The 20,127-nt window shown below is 44.1% G+C and carries 21 protein-coding genes; 10 read left to right on the forward strand and 11 right to left on the reverse strand.

Annotation, left to right across the window (positions count from 1 at the left end; translation table 11 throughout):
• Window positions 1-33: 33 nt before the first annotated feature.
• Complete coding sequence (locus tag J2T16_RS10195) at window positions 34-900, reverse strand: PhzF family phenazine biosynthesis protein (protein ID WP_499018286.1); 867 nt, start codon at window positions 898-900, stop codon at window positions 34-36.
• A 220-nt stretch (window positions 901-1,120) separates the two neighbouring features.
• Between J2T16_RS10195 and J2T16_RS10200 the strand changes: the two genes are divergently transcribed.
• From J2T16_RS10200 to J2T16_RS10210, 3 genes are all read left to right on the forward strand, one after another.
• Window positions 1,121-2,047: an NADP-dependent oxidoreductase gene (locus J2T16_RS10200; RefSeq protein WP_221790295.1), complete on the forward strand. Its 927-nt coding sequence runs from the start codon at window positions 1,121-1,123 to the stop codon at window positions 2,045-2,047.
• 34 nt (window positions 2,048-2,081) lie between these two features.
• Window positions 2,082-2,366, forward strand: coding sequence for a hypothetical protein (locus J2T16_RS10205; protein ID WP_221790426.1), 285 nt, complete (start codon window positions 2,082-2,084; stop codon window positions 2,364-2,366).
• Between the two features lie 205 nt (window positions 2,367-2,571).
• Window positions 2,572-3,168, forward strand: a complete 597-nt coding sequence (locus J2T16_RS10210) for a hypothetical protein (protein ID WP_221790293.1) — start codon at window positions 2,572-2,574, stop codon at window positions 3,166-3,168.
• A 53-nt stretch (window positions 3,169-3,221) separates the two neighbouring features.
• Here J2T16_RS10210 and J2T16_RS10215 read toward each other — a convergent pair whose 3' ends face one another.
• From J2T16_RS10215 to J2T16_RS10230, 4 genes are all read right to left on the reverse strand, one after another.
• On the reverse strand, window positions 3,222-3,824 hold the full coding sequence (locus tag J2T16_RS10215; RefSeq protein WP_221790292.1) for a lysozyme: 603 nt from the start codon (window positions 3,822-3,824) through the stop codon (window positions 3,222-3,224).
• Between the two features lie 150 nt (window positions 3,825-3,974).
• Entirely contained in the window at window positions 3,975-4,163 is a 189-nt protein-coding gene (locus J2T16_RS10220; protein WP_074097102.1) for a helix-turn-helix domain-containing protein, read from the reverse strand.
• A 4-nt stretch (window positions 4,164-4,167) separates the two neighbouring features.
• Window positions 4,168-4,320 carry a YvrJ family protein gene (locus J2T16_RS10225; protein ID WP_260511074.1) on the reverse strand — a complete coding sequence of 51 codons (153 nt, stop codon included), beginning with the start codon at window positions 4,318-4,320 and terminating at the stop codon, window positions 4,168-4,170.
• Window positions 4,310-4,720, reverse strand: coding sequence for a sigma-70 family RNA polymerase sigma factor (locus J2T16_RS10230; protein ID WP_221790290.1), 411 nt, complete (start codon window positions 4,718-4,720; stop codon window positions 4,310-4,312). Before J2T16_RS10230 ends, J2T16_RS10225 begins: the two co-directional genes overlap by 11 nt.
• Window positions 4,721-5,406: 686 nt before the next feature.
• On the opposite strand from J2T16_RS10230, the gene J2T16_RS10235 reads away from it, so the two are divergent.
• On the forward strand, window positions 5,407-6,144 hold the full coding sequence (locus J2T16_RS10235; protein WP_221790289.1) for a cyclase family protein: 738 nt from the start codon (window positions 5,407-5,409) through the stop codon (window positions 6,142-6,144).
• Window positions 6,145-6,249: 105 nt separating this feature from the next.
• On the opposite strand, the gene J2T16_RS10240 is transcribed toward J2T16_RS10235, so the two are convergent.
• Window positions 6,250-6,450 carry a hypothetical protein gene (locus J2T16_RS10240; RefSeq protein ID WP_221790288.1) on the reverse strand — a complete coding sequence of 67 codons (201 nt, stop codon included), beginning with the start codon at window positions 6,448-6,450 and terminating at the stop codon, window positions 6,250-6,252.
• A gap of 205 nt (window positions 6,451-6,655) precedes the next feature.
• On the opposite strand from J2T16_RS10240, the gene J2T16_RS10245 reads away from it, so the two are divergent.
• From J2T16_RS10245 to J2T16_RS10265, 5 genes are all read left to right on the forward strand, one after another.
• Window positions 6,656-7,144: a hypothetical protein gene (locus tag J2T16_RS10245; RefSeq protein ID WP_499018287.1), complete on the forward strand. Its 489-nt coding sequence runs from the start codon at window positions 6,656-6,658 to the stop codon at window positions 7,142-7,144.
• A gap of 151 nt (window positions 7,145-7,295) precedes the next feature.
• Window positions 7,296-8,498 (forward strand): MFS transporter, encoded by a 1,203-nt coding sequence (locus J2T16_RS10250; RefSeq protein WP_253492068.1) that lies wholly within the window; start codon window positions 7,296-7,298, stop codon window positions 8,496-8,498.
• A gap of 253 nt (window positions 8,499-8,751) precedes the next feature.
• Window positions 8,752-9,735, forward strand: a complete 984-nt coding sequence (locus J2T16_RS10255) for an ROK family protein (RefSeq protein WP_499018288.1) — start codon at window positions 8,752-8,754, stop codon at window positions 9,733-9,735.
• Window positions 9,736-9,917: 182 nt separating this feature from the next.
• Window positions 9,918-10,721 (forward strand): HAD-IIB family hydrolase, encoded by an 804-nt coding sequence (locus J2T16_RS10260; protein WP_499018289.1) that lies wholly within the window; start codon window positions 9,918-9,920, stop codon window positions 10,719-10,721.
• Window positions 10,722-10,744: 23 nt separating this feature from the next.
• Window positions 10,745-11,383, forward strand: coding sequence for a sugar O-acetyltransferase (locus tag J2T16_RS10265; RefSeq protein ID WP_336120747.1), 639 nt, complete (start codon window positions 10,745-10,747; stop codon window positions 11,381-11,383).
• A gap of 69 nt (window positions 11,384-11,452) precedes the next feature.
• Here J2T16_RS10265 and J2T16_RS10270 read toward each other — a convergent pair whose 3' ends face one another.
• The 3 genes from J2T16_RS10270 to J2T16_RS10280 form a co-directional block, all read right to left on the reverse strand.
• Window positions 11,453-13,273: an ABC transporter substrate-binding protein gene (locus J2T16_RS10270; protein WP_499018290.1), complete on the reverse strand. Its 1,821-nt coding sequence runs from the start codon at window positions 13,271-13,273 to the stop codon at window positions 11,453-11,455.
• A gap of 237 nt (window positions 13,274-13,510) precedes the next feature.
• Window positions 13,511-15,025: an ABC transporter permease gene (locus J2T16_RS10275; RefSeq protein WP_154887787.1), complete on the reverse strand. Its 1,515-nt coding sequence runs from the start codon at window positions 15,023-15,025 to the stop codon at window positions 13,511-13,513.
• Window positions 15,026-15,037: 12 nt separating this feature from the next.
• Window positions 15,038-16,414, reverse strand: a complete 1,377-nt coding sequence (locus J2T16_RS10280; RefSeq protein WP_154888581.1) for an ABC transporter permease — start codon at window positions 16,412-16,414, stop codon at window positions 15,038-15,040.
• Window positions 16,415-16,627: 213 nt separating this feature from the next.
• On the opposite strand from J2T16_RS10280, the gene J2T16_RS10285 reads away from it, so the two are divergent.
• A complete protein-coding gene (locus J2T16_RS10285) occupies window positions 16,628-18,379 on the forward strand; it encodes an ABC transporter ATP-binding protein (protein ID WP_499018468.1) in 1,752 nt (583 codons plus the stop codon).
• 75 nt (window positions 18,380-18,454) lie between these two features.
• On the opposite strand, the gene J2T16_RS10290 is transcribed toward J2T16_RS10285, so the two are convergent.
• Both J2T16_RS10290 and J2T16_RS10295 read right to left on the reverse strand, forming a co-directional pair.
• Complete coding sequence (locus J2T16_RS10290; protein ID WP_499018291.1) at window positions 18,455-19,234, reverse strand: hypothetical protein; 780 nt, start codon at window positions 19,232-19,234, stop codon at window positions 18,455-18,457.
• Window positions 19,235-19,324: 90 nt separating this feature from the next.
• Entirely contained in the window at window positions 19,325-20,098 is a 774-nt protein-coding gene (locus tag J2T16_RS10295) for a helix-turn-helix domain-containing protein (RefSeq protein ID WP_499018292.1), read from the reverse strand.
• Window positions 20,099-20,127 lie beyond the last annotated feature (29 nt).

Here is a 20,127-nt window from a genome sequence, read left to right on the forward strand (position 1 = left end):
GTTCACTATCCTTATTACGGATAACACCTCCCTTTAAGGGAGGTGAATGATAATGTTTTTGATATGAATTGCGCTACCGCCAACCTGGATCTGAGTAATTTTATTGAAGCTGTCCAAAGTTAATCTGGCTCGGATCTCGGAGGGACAGTTCATAGTGTACCCCTGTCTAATTGTGTACGTGTGATGAAGAGGAGCTGTAAGCTGGTTGTAAAGATACAAATAACAGACCATGGCGCCATTGGATGTGCCCGTTGCGCTCTCTTCCGGTATATCATACAGTGGTGCAAAATTACGACATACTGTCAGAACGTCCATAACATTTGATTCGAGTGTAAACACGTGATAACCGATGGCATGATGAGCCCTGCTTATTTCTGTGATACGCTGGAAGTCAGGATCAATTTTGGTTAGAACATCAATATCTTTAACGGCTATCATGATATCTGGTAGTCCGGTAGACACAATCTGTACAGGCAGTTCAGAATGCAATTCTTCCGTAGAAATACGTAACGAATCGGCAATCTGCTGTCGATCGACAATCTCCCCAAACTCCGGCAACGTCTGAGACAGATAGACTTCTCCATTGACTTCAATAACGACTTTAAGAATTCCGGCTAGTGTCTCCAGTGTATATGTACCAACATCAACGAGATGCTGTGTCTTCATTAGATAAAATAAAGCAATCGTGGCATGCCCGCAGAGATCAACTTCGTCACTTGGAGTGAAGAAACGCACTTTGAAATCAGCCTGATCCGATGGCATAACAAACGCAGTCTCGGAAAATCCGACTTGTCTGGCAACCTCCTGCATCTGGGATTCAGACAAATGCGCTGCTTGTAAAACAACCCCTGCGGGGTTTCCACCAAGAGCTTTGTCCGAAAACGCATGTAATGTATTCACTTCAACCTCCATATGGTTACCTCGCTTCTTCAACTTTTAGATTAAGTAATGGACTAAGGTTTAACATAATCGATAATCGACATTATATCACGATTGTTGAACTGTATAGGAATCCCGGATTGTTATGAATTTTGAATGAATAGGTCAAGTGACCAATGGGAAGGGGTAATGAAGGGAGAGATAGCATAATGATAATCTAACGGAAAGGCTGGGATTTTTAATGAAAGCAATTGTTATTGAGGAATTTGGTGGAGCGGAACAATTGAAGGAACAAGAAGTAGCCAAGCCATCCTGTGGAGTCAATCAGGTGCTTATCCGAACGCATGCCACGTCGGTCAATCCGGTGGATTTCAAAATCAGACAAGGTTATATGAAAGAAGCAGCGGATCAGCTGCCGATGATTTTGGGCGGTGACGTGGCAGGGACTGTGGCTGAAGTAGGTTCGAATGTCACGCGGTTCAGAGAAGGTGATCGGGTATTCGCCCGCCCACGTCAATTCGGAACCTATGCGGAATATGTTGCTGTAGATGCAGATATCGTGGCCCGCATTCCTGAGCAACTCAGCTTTGAGGAAGCAGCAGCGATTCCACTTGCCGCGATGACAGCTTGGCAGGCACTTGTTGATCATGGTCGTTTGGGCAAAGGACAAAAGGTGCTCATACATGCCGGTGCTGGTGGAGTAGGCACATATGCCATTCAAATTGCCAAATCGTTGGGCGCTGAAGTGGCTTCCACGGCGAGTGCAGCAAACGAAGAACTGCTCCGCTCGTTGGGTGTGGATCATTTCATTAATTATAAAGAACAGGATTTCTCACAGATCCTCTCAGACTACGATGTTGTCCTGGATACGATGGGCGGTGACATCCAGCGAGACAGCTTCAAGGTGTTAAAATCTGGAGGACGTCTCGTATCTCTTGTACAACAGCCGGATGAACAACTGGCGAAGGAAGCTGGCGTGACGGGTAACGTGTTCATGATGGAGCCGAAGGGAGATCAACTGGAACAGTTGGCCGAACTTGCGGCTTCCGGGAAACTGAAGTCGATTATTGATGAAACCTATCCGCTCACTGAGCAGGGTTTACGTGATGCTCACGAAAAAAGTGAATCTCACCATACACGGGGCAAACTGGTCATTACTGCGGATTAGTCTGGAATGGGTGAGATGTTCGAGTGAGCCGAAGATGGACGTTGGTTTAAATATCAGAGGAATTAACGTTCTTCAGCCTATAGTTCAATCGCCGTTCTCCAAACAGGAGAGCGGCTTTTTGTCTTTTTTGTTTGGTTATATGTATTTTTCAAACCATATTTTCTACACAGAATCAATGCAACATGGGGAGCAAATATTTTTCAGTGAAGAGGAACCAGCTAATAGTTTGAAATTCAATCGTACATTGGATTTTGTAACAATTGATTATGGAAGAGGACGAAATGATGAAGGGGAAATAGGTTTACTTATGCCGAGATAAAGAAACTAAATTTGAGAAACAGTGTGAATGGCGAAGTTTCATTGCTACTGCATCATGAACGATCCGTACTGTTTGAGCATTTTAATCATTGCTGTCATAAAACATAAAATTAACTTTAATCGTAAATAATGTTAATTTTATGTCATTTTTAGGTTCATTTGCTCTGATATAATTTCTGCTAGGTAGACGAAAGGAGATTTTAGGATTGAAAAAAGTACTCGGTGTATTGATGGTGTTGAGTTTCATCTTGCTCTCAGGATGTGGTGGACCAGTTAAGCCTGCAACCGATACGCAAGGTTCGGGCGAGTTTCCCAGTAAACAAGTAACAACGCAGCAAAATAGTGATTACTGTTCTGTAGAGCGTACAAGTTTGGATAGTGAAACTGAAATTTATTTCTATGGAACTTGGAAAGTTGAGAAGCTTTTAGGATTTGCAAATTCATATAATGAAGCCTCTGAATATCCAACAGGTCAAAAATTTATTGGGGATGAAATCCTTGTCAAAAAAGACTTATTTTCATCAAAAGGAATTAAAAACTACAGTCAGTATCAAACTGAACTAAGAAACCCAGTATATGAGATTACAGCGACATGCAATAATAAAGATTCCTTTTATAGATCATATAAAATAGATATTCCAGACTTAAATGAAAATGATGTAGTAAAAGCAATAGATGTAAGTAACCCCTCTACAAAAATGAGTATACCTGTAAGTTTAAGTTTTTTTGTTGTTAATAATGAGAGGCTTATCTTGTTATCAGAGGCAACTATTTTTGAGCTTAAAAAAATTTCGGAGAAATAAAGAATGTCAGCTTTAAAGGCTGACATTCTTGTTTATATCGTAAAACGGTTAAACTATAGTGTATATACAGGATATTTGTGAGTATACCACTGACCTTTACAAAATAAAGTTGCTTCCTCATTTCTTCGTCTTTGTAAATTTCGATCATATGAAAATGCTTTGCTGACCAATTTTGAACATTGATCAATCTCATCGTTTGAAAGCGGGCCATAAAATGATGGATATACTTGGTTATATTCAAGCAGTTTTTTTACATCATTGGTGTTTAACACCCCAGCGCCTCCATTAAAAACAAGCGAAACGAGCGCATCAAATTGGGATTGTGAAAAATACATGCCTGTAGGAAGTGTCAAATTATTTACTGCTGCTACAGCACTTGCGGTATCATTGGTGAAAAATGTATTTGCCTGAGACTGAGAAATTGGAGAAGTGTAATTTAGCCCCAAAGAAGTTGATAGAGCATTCGCTTGTGCTTGGGTTAGAAGAGAATCATTTGGATTACCCGTTGTATTTTTAGTATATGTTTTAGTCTTTGTTATCAAATGTCCCCATCCAACTGTTGGATACCCATATGGATCTCCATAGAATTTCAAGGAAAAACCCTCATGCGATTTGATAAGGTCAGCTCCGCCACTACCTAAAGATTGATTAGCCATAATAATCACTCCTTGAATTAGTTTGGTAGAAGAACAATAGGGAGGAATCATAGCCAGAACACCATTCCCAAGTTTTCTGCAATGCCGTATTGGCCTTCACATCTATATAAAGAGAAATGAGTTTCTTTTTTTACAACCACTCTCCAAATTTTATCTAATATTAAAAGTTTGTATGACCTCAATCATTTTGACATAGAGTTCCTGTTTTAGATCCTCTCGATGATCGCTAGGTACTTGTCGTAAGGAGGCTTTAATCTTTGGTGTGAAAGATTCTAGAATATGTAATGTCGCCTCCTGATCATGGTGCTGCTGTGCTTGTACTAAAAGTTCGGCCAACATAAAATCACCTCTTTACATTTTTTTGTATTTCATTCTTTAAGCCATTAATAGCATCGCTTAGATCAGATATTTTTTTTTCAAATCGAATAAGTAGAAACAGAGTAATTGTAATCGGGAAGCCTAAATTAGCAATAATAGCAGCAATGTCACCCTCCATCATAATTCATCCCTTCCGTTATTAAGTTGCGCAATTTAGTTAGAGCTTTTAAGCGGTGTTTCGAGACATTTTGCTGGGATACTCCCAATATTCTGGCTATTTCCTTGTCATTTAGTCCTAGTACGTAAGCAAAAGATAAAATCTGTTGTTGTTGTGCTGAGAGGGATTCATAAGCTTGATAAAGCGAGTGATCCGCAATGTGATCTTTTAAATTTGGTGGCACAGATTCTGAGTCAAAAACTGCAAGTAAGGCAGAATCTATCTTCTCATCGGTATCTAAAGTTAGCTGGAATCGGCTGTCTTTCATTCGTCTCTTTTTGTCATAATTAATAGAGTTGTAGTATATAAGATTGGCCATATACGTGATAAAACGACGATTCAAGTCATTATCCGTTTTCAATATAATCCCCCCGTTCTTTTTAAAGAGATCATTCCTACTCTATAAAGAGAAATGAGAATCATTTTTTACAACCAATTTCCAAAATAAATAACATTTACCAAATAAAAAAGGGGTTTGATATGTGTTAACAAGTTCTTGGCTTCGTATGCTCAAAAAATGCAAGAACTCCTCCTAACAGTGAAGTGGATGTTGTTTGCGATAATAGTGGGTAAACCATCTTTAAAATGTGAATTAAATACGAAGTTATAGCAAGTTATTTTAAATCGATATAATAACGTAAATAAGAAGGTCGCTCATGTGAGCGGCCTTTTTGTATTGGAGGGAAGAGTATGGAAGGTCACTTTTACAGCAGAAATGAACCGGCTATTCCGAGGTCTTCAGAGAAACAACCTGAAAAATGGATGCTAACGTGCAATATGTATGTGGCATTTATTGACACCGCCGCTATCTCTTTATCGGAATAAGTGCTGAACTCTATGTTAATTTTTGGAGGTGAAACAATGTCTATTAAAAACTATCAAAAGATTATTCCAGTGTTGGGTTCCTTGGTAATATGTAAAGAATTCGCTTCCTAGGATAGGCAAGGCATGTACCTACTAACAAATTAACTCAGCTTCTTCACCAATGTGCAACGTTGATATATAATAGGGGGAAATTTATTCCATTCTGTATATGAGGTGAAACGGATGACCAACGAACTTATTCAAGCCATCCAGCTGTTGAAAGAAAAGAAATGGGTGGATCTGACCCATACCTTCGGTCCGGCATCGCCGCATTTTTCTGCCTTTGATGCTGCGGAGTTTGATACCCTATTTAACCACGATCAAGGTTTCTTCGCTCAAAGCTTCAAGTTCCCGGGCCAGTACGGCACCCATCTGGATGCACCGATTCATTTTGTTCGTGATACACGTTACTTGGATGAACTAGGACTTAAAGAACTAGTGTTACCGCTCGTTGTAATCGATCAGTCTGTTGAAGTGAAGAACAATCCCGATTTCACCTTGGAAGTGGAGCATATCCTCGAATTCGAGCGGGAGCATGGCAAGATTGAAGCAGGCAGTTTCGTAGCTCTGCGAACCGATTGGAGTAAACGCTGGCCGAATCATGAAGACTTTGACAACAAGGATACCGATGGGAACAGCCATGCACCCGGATGGTCTGTTGCGGCCCTGACGTTCCTGTTCGAAGAACGCAATATTCAAGCGATCGGTCACGAAACGTTTGATACAGATGCCGCGGTAGATTATCAGAAGAATGGTGCCTTGTTAGCGGAGTATTATGTGCTCGCACAGGACACATATCAGGTAGAATTGTTAACAAATCTGGATCAGGTTCCCGCTAAAGGAGCCGTCATCTTCAATATCGTTCCGAAAGCGGAGAAAGCATCAGGATTCCCGGTGCGCTCGTTTGCTATTCTGCCTTAAAGTTCTACAGACCAAAACGTAAGTGCAAGTTGCTATAACAATTGAAATATATGTAGTGAATCAAGGGAGGCTTAACAAGCCTCCTTTTTTAAGTTTGAATTCTATCTATTTATGACTTGAAGAGGTATCAGAGCTAAATCGCTGAGAGATGTTTTTCTTCGTCTTTCGCCGGCGCATCCATCGCTTGACCAAACCTTCCTCTTTGCGTTCCTGTAATGTTTCCTTCATGCCCTGAATCATGAACTCGGAGCGGCGTCTGTCGTCGCGGCTGATCTTACGTAATTCCTTGATAAATTTGTCGTCCATCGTATTATGCCTCGCTCATTCAGTGTATAAAAACATTATACCGAACATACGTTCTTTTATCAAGTTTTACCATATAATGAATTGCATTAACCCTACCCGTGAAAATAAGCACAGGTTTATTCGTCTATTTGTGAGAAGATGGCACAGTAAGTCCATTTATTTCAATGGCCTGTGCAAATAGAGAATACGAAGGGAGCGGTTCGCAATGACAGATCGATCAGAAAACTCAGGAAATTCAGGAAACTCAAACAACTCAGATAAATCATATCTTCTTGCAGCGATGCATGGCTTGCTGGGGCTTGAAGCAGTGATTGGGGGGTTCATGCTGATCTTAGATCCGTCGGGGAAAATGTTGAATATGCCTGTTTCTCTACTGGAACGCTCTCCTTTTTCCGATTTTTTAATTCCTGGAATGATCTTGTTACTGGTCCTTGGTTTATTCCCTATCGTTATTTGCATGGCTCTCCTGAGACGAATTCATTGGACATTAGTGGAAAAGTTAAATCTTTACCCTAAACGCTACTGGGCGTGGACGTTTTCCTTGTATACGAGTTATGCTCTGCTCATCTGGATCATCGTGCAAGTGTACATTATTCAAACCGTTTCCCTCATTCATTTGTTCTATTTTGCCTGGGGACTGGGTATTCAGATGGTTACTTTACTGCCTGACATACAACGAAGATACAGCATATAATCAGATGACAAGGCGGTGCTTAGTCTAAATAATGAGGTTTATTTTTCATATTGACAAGGAGATGTGATGTCTGCATACTTACAATATACACTTTATAAAGTATATTTATTAAGTTCTGAAAAGTATTCGCATCTTGAGAGGAGCAATGCAGTTGGCAACCTGGTTTTTATTGATCATCTATTTGGCATTTATCAGTTTGGGGCTCCCGGATTCTTTACTCGGTTCGGCGTGGCCGGTCATATGGCCAGAGATTGGCTCCTCGGTTGGAGCAGCAGGTCTTGTATCCATGATTGTTGCAGCTGGAACGATCGTCTCCAGTCTCGCAAGCGGTTGGATGATCCGCAAGCTGGGTACAGGCAACATTACATTACTTAGTTGTTTGCTCACTGCCGTTTCTCTGCTTGGATTTTCCATGGCTCCCTCCCTGGTCTGGTTTATTATGCTGGCTATTCCGCTGGGACTGGGTGCGGGTGCGGTAGATGCGGCGTTGAATCATTATGTGGCAGAACATTACGGGGCTCACCATATGAACTGGCTGCATTGCTTCTGGGGTGTAGGTGCAACAACGGGACCGTTCATCATGGCTGCTTCTATTGCAGGTCAGCACTCCTGGAGAGGTGGGTACGCAGCCGTTGCCGTTATTCAATTTAGTCTGGTCATTGTGCTCCTACTTACTTTGCCATTGTGGAAACGAGTGGCGGCGACCCGCCAGACTCCGAATCTGCTGGACAGCAAAGCGGTGGATGAAGCGGACGAGACCTTAACGACAAAGCTCCTGAATATAAAAGGGGTTAAACCTACACTTTTGGCTTTTCTGTTCTATTGTGGGGTTGAAATGACTGTTGGACTCTGGGGGGCTAGTTATCTTGTCGGTACAAGAAATGTTTCGGCAGAAGTGGCTGCAGGATGGGTTTCGCTCTATTATGCGGGGATCACATTCGGAAGGCTCATTACAGGCTTTATTACCTTAAAGGTATCTAACCTGCTGCTCATCCGCTACGGTCAATGGACCACCATTATCGGTGGAATTGTCCTATTGTTGCCCTTGCCTTCCGGGTTTGCTGCTGGCGGTTTGGTACTGATCGGCCTCGGATTGGCTCCAATCTATCCTGGACTTTTGCATGAAACCCCCACCCGTTTCGGTAAAGGAAGTGCAGCGAGACTGATGGGTTATCAGATGGCAGTTGCTTATACAGGCACCACATTGCTTCCGCCGCTTTTTGGATTGCTGGCATCGAAAGCAGGAACGGCTTCTTTTCCGATTGTTGTGCTTGTACTACTTGTTCTTATGCTGGTTTGTGCAGAAATTGTCAATCGATTAGTCGTGAGACCACAACAATTACACAAGAATTAAGGAGGAGAGAAAGATGGCTTATTTAATTATGGCTGTTGTCATCTGGGCAGGTGTTTACGCGAACATGGCTTTGTCCAAACAGTCGATGGACGTACAACCTGTACGATCTATAGATGACCTGTTTGAATGAGCATTATGTGCAAAGCAATGTATAATGTTATGATATGGAGTACGATAACATGAATACGATTGCTTTGGTCTTTTGAACCAGAGTGGAAACGAGAGGGTTATGAAAAAGGCAAACGCTACAATGATGAAACACATCAATATGAATAATGTGCGTGAAGTCATGCAGCAACAGGAAACCGCAACGAAACCGCAGCTTGCTTCATTAACGAATCTTAGTGTAGTTACCATTAACGCTCTAATTCAGGAGTTATGTGATGGCGGAGAGCTGATTCAAGATCAAATCGTTCCCTCGAACGGTGGTCGCCCTGCCCAAGCATACCGATACAATTACAATTATAGACGTGCGCTGGTTTTATCCATGAAAGAAATGAAAGGTCAGGGGTTAATCTCGGCCACGGTAATCAATCTCGAGAATGAGATTGTGCTGAAGGAAGAGAACATGCTACCTGTTTTTGATAAACAGCATGTGTTGCAACTTATAGCACGTTTTATTGCGGCACATCCTTCCATCCATATGATCGGAATAGGTATCCCGGGTCAGGCTGTCGACGGGGATATCACGGTAAGTAGCCATGACGAGCTTATTCATTCCCATCTGATTCGGGAGATTGAGCGTGAATTCCAGTTACCTGTTATTGTCGAGAATGATGTCAATGCAGCGGTTAGCGGCTACTACACACAACATATGCATACTAAGGGGCAGGATGTAGCGGGCATTTATTTTCCAAATCGTTACCCGCCTGGTATGGGCATGGTGCTGAACGGACAAATCATCCGTGGCAAAAACGGGATGTTCGGTGAGATCAAGTATCTTCCGTACTCACCCGACTGGAAACAGGAAATGAGCAACGAAGACTATACGGGTCATGTGTGCCGGATTCTACAAACGGTTAATGCGGTTGTTGCCCCTCATCAGATTGTCATCTATCAGGAGCGAGTGGAGACAGAGGTGCTCGACGCGGCGTGGAGACAATATGTAAAGGAGCATATGATGCCGACACTGCCTGAGATTGTATACCAGAACTCGTTTCAGGATGACTTTGATGCAGGGTTGAGAGGTGTGGTTCTTCAAGCTTTGAAATCCTCCATATTATCTGAAGTGTTATGATCCGCAGGACGAGTTCTGTGGATTTTTTTGCTGACATGAGTACACGACTTTCTTCGGAAATTTCTTGTTGACATGGAACCAGTTACACGGGATACGATTCTATTACGGCAAAGAGAACTTTCTGCACACTTTATAAATATTGTTTATAAACATCACCTATCAATCAACTGGAGGGACACATCATGATTAAACTGGTTGTAACCGATTTGGACGGAACTTTTCTAAACAGTAAAGGATCATTTGATATGGAGTTATTCAACGAAGTTCATGAGGGGATGAAACGTAAAGGCATTACTTTTGTAGCATGTACCGGAAAGCAGTGCGAGCGTGTTGAAAAATTATTTGGTGAGCACGGCAAGGGAGTTTGGATACTTGGAGACAGTGCGGCCAGAATCAAGAAGGATGGGCAGGTGGTTCGGGAGTTTAGCATGGAGCCTGCACTAGCATTGCAAGCTATTCAGGAAATTCAATCATTTGATCCCCAAATGACCATCATCGTTTGTGCAAGTGATGCCGCTTATGTGCATTCTTCCATATCGGATGAGATGTATGACGTTGTGAAAGGCTCGTATGAGCAGGTCATCAAAACGGACTCTTTTGCAGGTATCAGCACTTCTTTTATTAAAATTACGGTATTCGATACCCAGGGACGTTGTACAGCACTGCGAAAACATGTAGAACAGACCATGGAAGGACAAATCTATATTGTTGATTCTGAGCCAAGGTGGCTTGATATTACGGCACTGCACACACACAAAGGTGAAACGGTCAAAACATTGCAGGAGATGCTGGGCGTAACTTCACGTGAAACGATGTCCTTCGGTGATGGCGAAAATGATGTGGAACTGATGGCTATTGCCAAATACAGCTTTGCTGTGAGCAATGCATGCGAGAATACCAAACGTGCCGCGCAATTCATTACGAAATCCAATGATGAAAATGGTGTATTGCGAACGATTCAGGCGATCATGGATTTGCAGGAATAATCTATAGATGAGGGGGAATCGCGATGCGTGAAGAAGAGAGAATTATGAAGGGCATGTTATTCAGTCCGGCTGATCCGGAACTGAAGGACATCAAAAGGAAAGCTCATCATCTCAGTCAGCGTTATAGCCAAACCTTTGAAGAACAAACGGAGGAAAGACAGCAAATCTTACAACAGTTGCTGGGGGAAATAGGGGAAGGCGGATTTATGCAGGGCCCGATTTTCTTTCACTATGGGGTGCATACCCGGATCGGCCATCACTTTTTTGCGAATTACAATCTGACCATACAGGATGATGCACAAGTTACGATTGGAGATTACACCAGCTTTGGTCCCAATGTTACTATCGTTACGCCTGTTCACCCTTTGATTGCGAGTGAACGGAGGCAGATGCTGAATCAACATGGTGAGCTGAAATCACTCTGTTATGCCAAACCGGTTACCATCGGTAATGATGTGTGGTTGTCCGCGAATGTGACAGTATGCGGAGGCGTCACGATTGGAGACGGATGTGTCATTGGGGCAGGGAGCGTGGTTACACGTGACATTCCACCGCATTCGCTTGCAGCTGGTGTGCCGTGTAGAGTGATCCGCAGCATTACAGAAGCGGATAGCATGAGGCATTATCCAGACATTTTGGCAGATTGCCAAGTGCCGGAATGATGGATAGGAAAAAGGCTGTCACCGATGGATCTGCATGATCCTGGTGACAGCCTTTTGTGTTCAGGTGGTTTATTTTGACGCGTTATACTTGCTCAGGAATTCTTTCACTTTGGCTGGATCAGCCTTAAGTTCATTCCCGGTTTGTACAAGTGGGCTTACGGTGGAGTAAGCTTTCAGCTTGTTGTTTTTGTAGAATTGCAGAATCTCATCCTGATTAATGGAATAGAGTACCGCCTTTCTCAGATCACTGCTCTTGGCCACTTCACGATTGGCTGTGTTAAACAGCAGATAGGATACGGCATTACTTGGAATGCTTTGCAAGTGCAATTTGCTGTCATTCTGGATAATGTCGTATTTCGTCTCAGGTACACCGTAATACAGGTGGATTTCACTGCTACGAAGCGCAGAGAGAGCACTGTCAGCATCGGCAATGAAGCGTACGTTTACCTGATCAATCTTGCCTGCGAAGTCGGAACCTTTGCGGTATCCCGGGTTTTTCAGGAACACGCCTTCGTAGTCATTTTTATAAGAGAGGATATAAGGACCGCTTGTATAAAGTGTGTTGTTATAGTTGGCACCCTCGGTCACGGTGTTCTGATCGCCATAAGGAATATCCTTGTTCACATCGAAGGACGCGACATCATACGTATTGATGCTTTCGACTTGTTTCTTGGATACGATACCAGCCGATTGGTGCGCCAGATAGTTCAGCACTTGCGGGAACGGTTCAGTTGTAGTCACTTTAACCACTTGGTATTTGCCTGCACCGTTATTAGCCTGTTTTTTGTCGCTAACCAGTTCCTTGATATCGCTGTCGAGTCCTTGATTCAGAGCTTCCAGCACGGTTCCGCTACCCCCGGACTGTTTCACTGACTCCAGTGCGCTCAGGTCTGTAACGAGTTCCGCTTGTTTGATATGTTCATGCAGACTGTACGTGCGGTGATCCGGAATGGAATCTTTATTTTTGGCACGGTCGAGGGAGAAGATAACGTCATCTGCGCCTACACGTTCTCCGGTATCGACAGCCTTTTTGTTTTCGATTTTAGCAAAATTGATATCGTCACGAAGTACGAAATAGTATTCGGAATTGCCATCTGCAATCGTGAAATTACGTGAGAGCGATCCATCCGCTGTCAGTTGATCGTCATCCGTCAGATTCACCAAACGCACGTACATATTGGTATTGAGTTGGTTGATGGAACCGTCGTTTCCTTTGATTGGATCGAGGGAAGTCAGTACAGATGCTGCTTGTGTCAGAATCAACGGATCTTTACTGTTTTTGGAGCTGTCCTTGAACTCAATCGGTTCCCACGCCATGGCACGGGATTTGGACAGACGAACGGTATCGACATTCAGAATGTCCTTGTTCACCGCCTGACTTTTCAGAGAAATATACAGCGGAGCGATGTACGCCTGATCTGTAACCAAACGGTCTTCCAACTTTTTATACGTTTCTTTGTACTCATCAGGTGTCTGCGTAGCGGCCTGATCGATTAGTTTATCGATTTCTTGATCCGCCAGAATACTGTAATCCCCGCCTGTTTTGAAAAGAGAGCGAACCGCATAGTCCGGATTGCCCGTTACCGTTGTCCAGCTGGACAACGCGATATCATAGTTGCCTGCGTCCTGCTGGGACTTAAAACTTCCGTAATCCGGTTGCAGATTCAGCTTTACATTGAAGCCGTTTTTGGTCAGCTGATCACGGATGATGTTGACATCATTCTCGGAAGAGCTCATGGCGAGCAATTCAATGTCAACCGCTTTTGGTGCGGTCTCTGTTGTATCGGAAGGTTGGTTCTGCTCCTGCGATTCGGTTTTGGTTTTCACATTGCACCCGGAGATCACCAGCACGAGAATCAGCAGCAAGGCGACAAGTGTACGTTTTTTCATGAGAATACCTCCATTTTGTTAATAGATGTGATGTATCGATTTTTTTTTGAACTATTTCATTTACACAAAAACGGAGAGGACAGAAAAAACCTGGAAAAACGGAGTGCTCGCCTTTATCACCGGATTTTTCCCTTTAAAAAAGGGAATCAAAAAATCTGGGGATAACAGCGATTGGAAGGTTATTCTGTCATCGGAGTGCTCCGTGTAAACCTTTAGTTCAACTTAATAAATCCATCGTCACGCCTTCTCAAGCTTGGGATCAAGCGCATCCCGCAGTCCGTCACCGAGAAAGTTAAACGAAAGAACAAGCAAAATAATCGCCAGTCCCGGATAAATCGCTAGATACGAATGAGTCTCCAGATAGGTGCTTCCCAGCTTCAGAATGTTGCCCCATTCCGGAATATGTGGTTCTACACCCAGCCCGAGATAACTCAAACTGCTGGTTGCAATGACAGCTCCACCAATCGTCAGCGTGGATTTGATAATCATTGGTGCGAGCGAGTTGGGAATGATGTGTTTGAAAATAATTGTACGATTGGTATATCCCAAGGCACGCGCCGCTTCAACAAACTCAAAGGTCGATACATAGAGTACACTGGCCCGCATTGTTCGAGCATACGTTGGAATGGAGCCCAGGCTTAATGCGATGATCAGATTTACCGTGTTAGCACCGAAAGCTGCGATAATCGCGATGGCGAGCAAGATCCCCGGAATGGCGTACAGAATATCCAGCAGTCGCATGATGATGTTATCCGTATGTCTTCCGTAGAAACCCGAGAAGGCACCCAGCACACCGCCAATCACAACCGGAATCAGGGTTGACATCAAACCGACGATCAAGGAAATCCGTGCACCAAACACGATTCGGGAAAATAGACATCGACCGAAATCATCCGTTCCTAGCGGATAGGCCAGAGAAGGTGACTGAAGCAGGGCCGAATAGTTATTTTCTACCGCCATGCTGTAGTCGAAGGTGAAGAAACTGCAGATGGAGATCGAGAACAGGAAGATGATGAAAAAGAGTCCGGACATCGCGGTCATATTGGGAGCAAGACGCTCCCACAGGTCATTCCAGAAATTCGTTCCATGTTTCCCTTGTCTGCGGAGCCGGCGAAGGATCGAGATCCCCAGCAGCAACGCGAAAACGTTGCCCGTAATCACGCTAACGATCATCACTGCACCTACAACCATCATCCAGCGAGGCAGAGGAGAGGTCGCATCATACCTTGATACAATGATCAATACGATCAAATCAATGACGAGAATACATAACAGCGCCGCCATCGAAGGCAAAAAGGTATCCGCAACATAAGGCTTGAACAGATTCAGAGCCGATACACCGAACACAAATAACTGGGTTAACAGTGCGTATACAGCAAATGTATATTCAATACTTTTTCGTTTTCGAATCAGGTGGAAAGCAGCCGTTACAATGAAAATATTACCTGTCAAAGCAGCCAGCAACTGTACCCATGCGAGTCTGCGTGTCAGAACACGTATAACCCCGCGCTGTATTAAATCCTGTCTGATCCGAATAAGAAGCAGACTCTGAATGAGGGTGAAGAACAGATAAATGCCGGCCACTCCAGCTATAAATGGCTTGAACGCCTGCCCGCTCCAGTCATAACTGTTCAACAACAATAACAGAGTCAGCAGAACCGAAGTGATCCATGCGAAGCTGGCTTGACTGTATTCTTGCGAAGACTTGAGCCGGAAACGCATTTCCTGTGTAAGGGAGCTTGATTTTGTCATAGTACACCTGCTTTAATATTGTTTCATTTTGGAGCGAACCCTTGGATCGATAAATGCGTAAAACAGATCAACCACAACATTCACAATGGAAATCGTGATAGCTGTGTAGATTACTCCGCCCATAATACTCGGAATATCGGGTATGAATTGCTTATCCACGATGTAACTTCCCAGTCCGCTGATATTAAATACCTTCTCTGTTACAGCGGCCCCGCCAAGCATAGCTCCGAATTGAAGACCCACGACAGTAATGATAGGAATCAGCGCGTTACGCACCGCGTGCTTCAGCATCACTTGTCGCTCACTTAGCCCCTTGGCCCGGGCAGTCATGACATAATCCTCGTGAATGACCTCCAGTGTGGATGAACGGGTCATCCGTGCAACCGCAGCCGTAAGTCCTGTCCCCAGCACGATGACCGGCATAATCATGGACAGCCAGTTCTGAGGATTAAAGGTAGCGGGAAGCCACTGCATTTTGATCGAGAAATTCAGAATGAAGATCAGACCTTGCCAGAAGTTCGGAATAGACAGTCCAATGAGAGCGATGAACATAAATGTGTAGTCAAACCAGGAGTTAGGCTTGAGCGCCGAGATAATGCCAATAGGTAAAGCAATGACAATAGCTAACAGCAGGGAAATCACGGCAAGGGTTAGCGTAATGGGAAACTTTCGAGCGATTGTATCCGTCACGATCTCGTTTCCTGCAAACGACTTGCCAAGATCAAACATGGCAACACCCTTGATATTGTTCCAAAGCTGTGTCAGATAAGGCTGATCCAGGCCGTACACATGATTAAAGGCTGCAATCTGTTCTTGTGTTGCGGTTACGCCGAGAATGTTGGCCGCCGGGTTGAACGGAGACAAGTACAGAATCGTAAATACTAGCGTTGCTACACCCAGAATGACAAAGATGGTCATGAGTAGTCTTTCAAATATGTACTTTAGATAAGCATTACCATATACCAGAAGAGTCAGATACATTAGACAGCCCGGGATGATCGATAAGGCTAGAAACCAAGGTTTCGCTAGTAAGATACCGAATGTATCCTGAATTCCGAGACGATGTTTTCCCTTTTGTTCTAACTTGTGGGACGTTCGTTCCAGCAGTTCCTTCTGAAAAGTTTCCTCAAGCCAGCTCTCAGCCTCTTGTCTGAATGCTGCCTCGCTGACCTCTTGCTTGAAGAAGCGATGCTTGCGCCTCAGTTGTTCTTCCAGTTCCAATCGTTTGGTGTCACGGTAGGATGAGGTATGCATCTCCTGTTCAGCCTGTTGTTTTACAGCTGACCAGTCATCTTGTTTACGCTTGGAACGCCAGACCATATAAACGATCAGGTTGATCGGTAATCCGAGAACGATCAATACATAGCGATAGACGGGATGAAGCAGCATTTTACCATAAATGAAACGTAGATGATTCACCAGACGGGAGGTGTGATGACTTTCCGCTTCAGCTGTCAAACGGTAACCCTCCTTTCACTGAAGTATAAATTGCATTATTCCGATCAATATAGTATATATTATGTAGGGTATGTTTAATTGTCAAGGTATGGAATTGATTACATATGAGGAGATAGAGCAGATATGAAAGGAATGGTGCACGTCGTGGAACCTTTGCTGAGAGTAAATGATTTGTCCGTCTCTTTTTACACGGGTGATAGTGAGTTTCAGGCGGTCAAGCAGGTTAGCTTTGAACTGCGGAAAGGGGAAACGCTGGGCATTGTTGGAGAATCAGGCAGTGGTAAGAGCGTAACCGCACGCTCCATTATGAGATTGCTTGCTTCTCCCCCTTCACAGATGAAATCGGGTGAGCTTCTATTTAAAGGTGTGGATCTCGCCGGGAAATCACAAAAAGAGATGGAACACATTCGCGGCCGGGATATCGGGATGATCTTCCAAGATCCCATGAGCTCGCTTAATCCAACGATCAAGATTGGCCAACAAATCTCGGAAAGTTTGATCAAACATCAGAAGTTATCGAAAAGGGAAGCGAAAAAACAAGCCATCGCCATGATGGAACGAGTAGGTATCAAACAAAGCGCTATCCGTTATAATCAGTATCCACATGAATTTTCCGGTGGCATGCGTCAGCGGGTGATGATTGGTATCGCCCTTGCTTGCCGTCCTGAACTATTAATCGCCGATGAGCCGACTACGGCTTTGGATGTAACGATTCAGGCACAGATATTGAACTTGATGAAGGATATGCAGGAGCAGATGGGTACGTCGATTATTCTTATTACACATGACCTGGGTGTGGTTGCCGGCATGTGTGACCGGGTGGTTGTAATGAAAGAGGGAGAGATCGTGGAGACGGGTACTACAGAGGAAATTTTCGAGAGTCCAAAACATCCGTATACCGTCCGTCTGTTGAACGCGTTACCTCGACTGGATGAGAAGAAGAAACCGAAATTGCTCTCTCAGGTACCCAAAGACCTGAAGGACGATCAGCCATTACTGGAAGTCAAATCTCTCAAACAGTATTTTAACCTCGGCAAGGGCAATACGTTAAAAGCGGTGAATGATATCAGTTTTCATATCCGTCAGGGGGAGACACTCGGCGTTGTGGGTGAGTCAGGTAGCGGGAAATCTACCACGGGACGAGCGATTCTGCGTCTGCATGAGCCAACGGGGGGTGATGTGCTGTTCAAAGGCATTCCGTTGCAGCGACTCTCGACTGGTGAGATGAAAACGATGCGACGACATATGCAGATCATTTTCCAAGATCCGTATGCTTCTCTAAATCCCAAAATGAGAATTATGGACATCATTGGCGAGGCACTGGATATTCATCAGCTTGCAGGTAATGCTGCACAGCGACAGAAGCGAGTGGAAGAACTGCTGGAGATGGTGGGGCTTGAACCGTCACATGCACAGCGATATCCCCATGAGTTCTCAGGAGGACAACGTCAGCGAATTGGCATTGCAAGGGCGCTGGCGGTAGAGCCTGAATTTATCGTTTGTGATGAGCCGTTGTCGGCACTCGATGTCTCTATTCAGGCGCAGATTGTGCAGTTGCTTGAAGAGCTGCAACAGCGCTTGGGTCTAACGTATTTGTTCATCGCGCATGATCTGTCGATGGTCAAACATATCAGTGATCGTGTCGCTGTGATGTATAACGGGAAAATTGTGGAGCTGGCCGAGAGTGAAGAACTATATGCCAATCCGCAGCACCCGTATACGAAGGCCTTACTATCGGCAATTCCGGTTCCTGATCCGGCGGTGGAGAGGAATAAGCCACGTATCGCTTTGGTAGATCAGGAGAAGGAAACCAGTGGTACGGGAGACCGATATAATCTGGAGCATTCGCGCTGGGTCGAAGTGAAAGAAGGACATTGGGTCGCTTTGTCGAGTTAAACGGTTTATTTAGTTATGTAAAAAGAACAAAGAACCCCGGCATGATCTGTTCAGATCACAACCGGGGTTTTGGTTTTATTTGAATTGAACCGACTTCTTAATGTTATCGATCTCGGCTTTGCTGTCTTCGTCGAGATATGTGAAGATAAAGTTGAAGGCATAACCTTCAATAATTGTGCTGTAGTATTCCTGAGTGATTTTGCTTCCGTCTGCTGCATTCGTCGTGATCTGCATCAGATCCATTTCTTTGCCACCGATGGTTTCTTTGGTGAAGTCTTGGTACTCATAAGGGAAGTTGCTGTCTTCCATGAACTTCTTGGTAGCTTTCAGGTAGTCTTCCCCTGTACGAATGCCTTGCAACAAGCTAACTTTCTCGGCAATGGCCATTGCAGAAGGGCCGATCTGGCCGCCATCGAGCGGATATTGGGATGCCATAAGCAGGTTCAATGTCTTGGTTTGAGATAGTTCCATCTGTTTTTTCTTCTTTTCATCGTCACCGGCAATGGCTTCAGAGGAAGCACTCGTCAGTTGGTTCATGCCCTCGGCATCCTGATACTCCCATGCTTCAGGGAATTTCAGGGATACGCCAAAATAGTCATTAGTGTAAGAACCCTTTTGCGTTGTCCCCAGTTCTACTTTGGATGAGTTGTCAGATTCTTTGTTATCTTCGCTGGACGCTCCTGATTTGTCGGTATCGTCGGTTTTGGCTGTGCCGGCATCTGCGCCTGTAGTTGTTTTGGTTGCGGCAGGATCGTTTGATTTCGCATTGTTATCTGCTTTGTCTCCGCAAGCAGCGACTACGATCATCATCATGATGAGCATAGCGAATAAAGATGTTTTTTTCGTAATAGACATAATACCCTCCTGAGATGTGTGAGTTATTCTCTCTTTGTTGTGCTTACTAAAATTGTAGCACATGTGTTCTCTATTGCCACCTATAGGAAACTATAGGGGTCTCCTATAAATAAGACAATTACTCGCCATTGAAACAGCTTCTGTGCTGGATTGAACGCCTAACTTGTTAAAAATGACTTTTTTATGATAATTGACCGTACATTCCTTGATCTTAAGTTGCAATGCAATCGCCTTCACAGTCCATCCGCGGGATATCATCTCTAGAATCGTTAGTTGCCGCTCTGTGAATTCGACTTGGAGCTGTTTCTCATGATGTGCCATGCTTTGGCTCTGGTAACGGTTCTGCATATTTGCCGGGATCAACTTGGCTATGGCCATGAGTTCACGCTGCATATCCGCGTTTATTGTAGACACATCGAGATAACCGAAATGCTGTGACCCCATGTATAGAGGAACGGCATAACAGTGCCAGCTTTGAAAAAATGGACTTTCATGCTGCTCTGGTAGCAAAAATACGGGCGCATTATCCTCCATCGTTCTGGAGATGGCATTAACGCCACAGCTCTGGGCTGAAAAACTCAGTCCCGGTCGAATAGGAGATTGCTTTACGTGGGGTTCCAAATTAGAGCTGTAATCCATGGACAGCAGCACGCCGTTAACATCTGTTAGCAGGAACAGATAGGTACCTGTCAAATTCTCTTTGATATCCAAAATACTGCGGCGGAACGCATGAATTAGAAAATGATTGATTTTGCATAGTCGATCTATTCCGCTTTGAGCTAAATAGTGAAAGGAAGCAGGAGTTCCAGTATGAACTCCCGTACCGTATTCCAATGGCCTTGAGACCGATGTATGAGCAGACATGTCATTCCTCCTTGATGCAATTGCGTTGA

The sequence above is a fragment of the Paenibacillus intestini genome, assembly GCF_030803945.1.
Classification (GTDB): domain Bacteria; phylum Bacillota; class Bacilli; order Paenibacillales; family Paenibacillaceae; genus Paenibacillus; species Paenibacillus polysaccharolyticus.

Coding starts and splice junctions, on each gene's coding strand:
- J2T16_RS10200 (WP_221790295.1), top strand. CDS start 1,121: ATGAAAGCAATTGTTATTGAGGAATTTGGTGGAGCGGAACAATTGAAG.
- J2T16_RS10205 (WP_221790426.1), top strand. CDS start 2,082: ATGGACGTTGGTTTAAATATCAGAGGAATTAACGTTCTTCAGCCTATA.
- J2T16_RS10215 (WP_221790292.1), bottom strand. CDS start 3,824: ATGGCTAATCAATCTTTAGGTAGTGGCGGAGCTGACCTTATCAAATCG.
- J2T16_RS10220 (WP_074097102.1), bottom strand. CDS start 4,163: ATGTTGGCCGAACTTTTAGTACAAGCACAGCAGCACCATGATCAGGAG.
- J2T16_RS10225 (WP_260511074.1), bottom strand. CDS start 4,320: ATGGAGGGTGACATTGCTGCTATTATTGCTAATTTAGGCTTCCCGATT.
- J2T16_RS10235 (WP_221790289.1), top strand. CDS start 5,407: ATGACCAACGAACTTATTCAAGCCATCCAGCTGTTGAAAGAAAAGAAA.
- J2T16_RS10240 (WP_221790288.1), bottom strand. CDS start 6,450: ATGGACGACAAATTTATCAAGGAATTACGTAAGATCAGCCGCGACGAC.
- J2T16_RS10245 (WP_499018287.1), top strand. CDS start 6,656: ATGACAGATCGATCAGAAAACTCAGGAAATTCAGGAAACTCAAACAAC.
- J2T16_RS10255 (WP_499018288.1), top strand. CDS start 8,752: ATGAAACACATCAATATGAATAATGTGCGTGAAGTCATGCAGCAACAG.
- J2T16_RS10260 (WP_499018289.1), top strand. CDS start 9,918: ATGATTAAACTGGTTGTAACCGATTTGGACGGAACTTTTCTAAACAGT.
- J2T16_RS10265 (WP_336120747.1), top strand. CDS start 10,745: ATGCGTGAAGAAGAGAGAATTATGAAGGGCATGTTATTCAGTCCGGCT.
- J2T16_RS10270 (WP_499018290.1), bottom strand. CDS start 13,273: ATGAAAAAACGTACACTTGTCGCCTTGCTGCTGATTCTCGTGCTGGTG.
- J2T16_RS10275 (WP_154887787.1), bottom strand. CDS start 15,025: ATGACAAAATCAAGCTCCCTTACACAGGAAATGCGTTTCCGGCTCAAG.
- J2T16_RS10280 (WP_154888581.1), bottom strand. CDS start 16,414: ATGCTGCTTCATCCCGTCTATCGCTATGTATTGATCGTTCTCGGATTA.
- J2T16_RS10290 (WP_499018291.1), bottom strand. CDS start 19,234: ATGTCTATTACGAAAAAAACATCTTTATTCGCTATGCTCATCATGATG.
- J2T16_RS10295 (WP_499018292.1), bottom strand. CDS start 20,098: ATGTCTGCTCATACATCGGTCTCAAGGCCATTGGAATACGGTACGGGA.